Genomic DNA, 4295 nt, shown 5'->3' on the forward strand with positions numbered 1-4295 from the left:
GGGGTCGTCGAATAACAAAGTCTGCTATTATGCTATTGCCATAATAATCTTCAATAACGCTATTGGTTTCGAGAGTTGCTCCTGTTAGAATATCAAGTTGAGATTCAATTAATTTGTTGAGAACTTGTTTAAGGACAAAGCGGTCTTTGATTGAGGTTTTGATAGTTGTTAGATGTGACATGATTTACTCCTGAGTTAATGATTTTGGTTTAGATAGAATTGATGTTTGAGAAGCAACATCGTAATTAGAAAAAGAGTTGGAACTAATAAAACTATTAGAATCCTTGCCATAAGTTTTCCTCTTGTTCTGGATTGATTTGATTTTGTTCTTGATATTCGGGTAAAAGTTGTTGAGATTTGACTTCACCAAGGTCTAAATCCTTAGTAATTTCAGTACAACTATTGCCAGAGCCATTGAGAACTTTTTCGGTTATTGTGCCATCGGGATTGATGGTAAATTCAACTTTGTAATATTGCATTACTTTCTCCTTTGATGAAAAGTTTACAGTCCCCTAATTAATTACTTGATTTGATTAAGGGATAAAACTATTTAACGTTCATCTGGCAGTAGCAAAACTTTGTTTTCAAAGTAAAGCTTAATTTCACTCATGGGGAAATCAGTAAATGGAATTTGTTGACTAACTGCTGGTTTAACACCTAAGACTGGTGTATCTTCCCAACAAGTTAAAACTGCTTTCTTAGGTTTCTTAGGCTTAATGAATTCGTGATTATTCCCAACAACTAAAAGCCAAAGTTGAAAATCTCGAAGTCTTGAATTTAATCGAAGTTTATGCTGATAGGAACCGATAGCATCTAATAGCCAATAGCATTCGGCATTTTCAGCTAGAAATTGAATCCCATCAGTATAATTAAATCCGTGAGAATGCTTGTAATAGTTTTCGGTTCCATTGAATTGATTTAATTCCGTTTTCAGTTGTTCTGCTGTTAGCATTTGATTTCCGATAAAACATCAGAATCAAAAAGCGGTAGCTCCCCTAATCAATTACTTAAAATAATGAATTTAATTAAGCAAAATATTCATCTCCTTTAATGGTAGTTTCTTCAGTTTCATGTACAACACCTGTATGAATTTTATGTTGAACAAAGATTATACTTGCACCATCAATTTCATCTTGAGAATATTTATGCCAGCTAGTAATAGGCAACCCACTTACTTCAGCAATAATTAAAATATCTCCATTTTTTAAATTAATAATTGGTCGATTTGGCGGCAGATCGATATTTAAAGAAAAACGAGATTCTAAAATATTAATTATCCTCTTATGAAAAGGATCACAAATAATTATAGAAGCGTTAATCAAAGACTTCAAAATAGAATTAGGGGATTTTGAGTCAATTTCTTTCCGAACAATTACACATTCTTTTGGAAACATTGTTGATGAAATCGCTAATCCGAAATAAATACTCATAGTTTTTGTTGGTAGTTATTGTTAATATTGATAATCCCCTAATTGATCACTTGTTCTGATTAAGGGAGAAAAAAGTTAGTCTGTAGGAAATCCTTCAATTCTCATGTACTCACTAACACAAGAATTACACCAATCAAGGTAATCATCAGTTGCGCCATGACACCAAGGAACAAGTTTGTGGCAACGGTAGCACTCAAAAACCATCCCAGATTCACAGGTTTTACAGTTACAACCTCTGGGCGGTAGCCCAACTATTTCTAGGAGGTTTTGAGATAAGTTGAAAAGCTGTAAGTTAACAAATTGTTTGTTCATATTTAGTTGCTTAATTGTTGTTGAATTTGAACATAAATGTCATCGGGAACAGTCCATAATCCAGGCATTCCTCGTACTAGAATAGGTTCAGAAAGGGTTTTAATATCAATCAATTCCCACGCATAACGTCCAGGTTGCCAAAAGCCCGTTAACCGTTCAATTTGTGTTTGTTCATTAATGAATTTATCGGTCATTAAATGAATTTCCTTCAAGGTGGCAATGGCGATAATTTTCTGCTTATTTTTACTAAGGTTATCTTGAGTAATCTTTGAATCATCAAGAATTTCACTTAATCCCAAAGGATAATCAAAAGGATGAACCGATTGTTTTCCTGCGTGAATTGCCAGTAATCCCCGANTTTTTATTAGAGCCTCTAGTTCTTCAACTTTTTGCTCTAATTCTCTAATCCTTTCCTGAATATCTTGATTTTCTTGCATATCAGCATTCTGTTATTTGTTATCCTGTTATTCCCATAACAAATTCTGTTATCCTTGTTATTTGTTATTCTGTTATTCCCATAACAAATTCTGTTATCCCTGTTATTTGTTATTCTGTTATTCCCATAACAAATTCTGTTATCCCTGTTATTTGTTATTCTGTTATTCCCAAAACACTTTCTGCTATGGGAATAACGTTATTGATTATTTAGCAACTTTTTTCTTACCCGAATTAATAGAAGTAACCGAAGCAGGAATTGGGGGAATGATAGTTTGTTTGAGTTGAGTTCTCAAGCTGTTGATTTCCCCGTCCTGTTCTACTAACTGGAGTTCAGCTTTATTGAGGGCGGCGATCTTCTCCTCAAGTTCAAATTTAAGTTCTTCGATTTGTTCAGATTCAAGGGAATCAACTTCTAGGGCAACCGTAGATTTTTGTTGAGATTGTAAATTAATAATTGTCTCACTGGCTTCTTTAAGTTGCGATCGCAATTGTTCCATTTGAGATTCCAGAACTTCCTTCTCCCCAATTTGAGCTTGAAGTTCTTGAGTTTGAGAATGAAGTCCAGATATTTCTCGTTCACGGGCTTCGAGTTGACCATTGAGTCGAGAAATTTCACCATTACGTTCTCGTTCTTTGGTTTCAAGGTCAGAAACTTCAAGTAAACGTTGTTCAGCTTCAGAAAGTTTAACCGTTAAATCATTACGTTCCTGATAGAGCGAATCCAACTGTTGTCGGAAATTATCACTGTCAGCTAACTGTTGACGGTTTAGGTTCATGTAGGCTTCTTTCAACTCAGCCCGTTGGCGCTCANAATTTTAGTTTAGGTTAGTGGTCAACTCATTAAACATCTGCTGAATATTATTGAAGGAATCAACAATATTCTGGTCTAAAGTTTGACTATTTAATTGTTCATTTTCTAACATCCAATTTAGATGATTTTCCAGTTCTTGAATTAGATGAATTAATTCTTTAGTTGATTTGTTCATAATTCTCCTGATAATCAACTTCTAAAAGCGGTAGCGAATTACTATCTATTTGAGGGGATAAAGAAGCTGATTTAGCCCCACTACGACTAGCCCAATCTTTCAATGCTTCAATCTGATGACTGGCAATTTTAGCTAACGGAACACAATTATCAATCGCATCTAAAATATCCTCAGTTGTAAACTCTCGACTTTCGCTAAACCCAAATTGCATAGCATCATAAATTACTTGCTCAATCTCGGCTCCTGAGAAATCTTTAGAACGATTAGCTAATAACTCTAAGTTGAATTGATTATTAGGACGTAAGCGGTTTAAGTGAACTTTAAAGATTTGTTCCCGTTCTGATTGTGTTGGCAAAGATAGCCAGAACAATTCATCAAGTCTTCCTTTACGGATTAATTCAGCAGGTAAAAGCTCAACATTATTGGCAGTAGCAACAACAAATACGGGAGCGGTTTTTTCAGCTAACCAAGTTAATAATGTGGCAAATACTCGCTTACTGGTTCCTGAATCACCATCGGATTGATTGTTACTAAAACTTTTCTCAATTTCATCTATGAACAAAACAACTGGACTTATAGCTTCAGCTAATTTAATTACCTGCCTGACCCTTGATTCACTTTCACCAACAATCCCACCAAATAACCTTCCAACATCTAATCTCAATAAAGGTAATTTCCACTCAGCAGCAATGGTTTTAGCACTCAAACTTTTCCCTGTACCTTGAATACCTGCAAGTAGCACACCTTTGGGACTAGGCAACCCATAAGCCCGTGCAGCATCGGTAAATGAATGCGATCGCAATTTAACCCAAGCCTTTAAATTTTCCAAACCCCCAACTGACTCAAGCCCAGTCTGTACAGGTATAAATTCAAGAATCCCAGTTTCCCGAATAGTTTGGCGTTTCTCCTCGATGACTACCCCGATGGCACTTTCATCAACTTTCCCAGACCTGGCTAGGCATTTAGCTAATACCCGGGCTATCCGACACCGAGTTAACCCCTGACAGGCTTTAAGAAGTTGTTCAAGACTTTCACCTGATAGTTTTAACTTTTTGCCTACCAGATTATTTACCAATAAAGAAATTTCCTCAATGCTTGGTAAATCAAAATCTACAATTGTTGTTTCTTC

General features: G+C 35.5%; 7 protein-coding genes. All 7 read right to left on the bottom strand.

Going from position 1 to position 4295, the window contains the following annotated elements:
• A partial coding sequence (locus PL9631_RS26280; protein WP_197046443.1) for a hypothetical protein occupies positions 1-181 on the bottom strand: 181 nt, incomplete at its 3' end.
• 94 nt (positions 182-275) lie between these two features.
• Complete coding sequence (locus tag PL9631_RS19760) at positions 276-479, bottom strand: DUF2997 domain-containing protein (RefSeq protein ID WP_083622993.1); 204 nt, start codon at positions 477-479, stop codon at positions 276-278.
• A gap of 71 nt (positions 480-550) precedes the next feature.
• Positions 551-952: a DUF6876 family protein gene (locus PL9631_RS19765; RefSeq protein WP_083622995.1), complete on the bottom strand. Its 402-nt coding sequence runs from the start codon at positions 950-952 to the stop codon at positions 551-553.
• A gap of 73 nt (positions 953-1025) precedes the next feature.
• Positions 1026-1430: a hypothetical protein gene (locus PL9631_RS19770; protein ID WP_083622997.1), complete on the bottom strand. Its 405-nt coding sequence runs from the start codon at positions 1428-1430 to the stop codon at positions 1026-1028.
• A 953-nt stretch (positions 1431-2383) separates the two neighbouring features.
• Complete coding sequence (locus PL9631_RS19780; RefSeq protein WP_083623001.1) at positions 2384-2956, bottom strand: hypothetical protein; 573 nt, start codon at positions 2954-2956, stop codon at positions 2384-2386.
• 39 nt (positions 2957-2995) lie between these two features.
• Positions 2996-3166 carry a hypothetical protein gene (locus tag PL9631_RS19785; RefSeq protein WP_156090640.1) on the bottom strand — a complete coding sequence of 57 codons (171 nt, stop codon included), beginning with the start codon at positions 3164-3166 and terminating at the stop codon, positions 2996-2998.
• Positions 3150-4295, bottom strand: a 1146-nt coding sequence (locus PL9631_RS19790; protein ID WP_083623002.1) for an AAA family ATPase, incomplete at its 5' end; no start/stop codon positions are given. The genes PL9631_RS19790 and PL9631_RS19785, both read right to left, overlap by 17 nt.

This window comes from Planktothrix paucivesiculata PCC 9631 (genome assembly GCF_900009265.2).
Classification (GTDB): Bacteria; Cyanobacteriota; Cyanobacteriia; order Cyanobacteriales; family Microcoleaceae; genus Planktothrix; species Planktothrix paucivesiculata.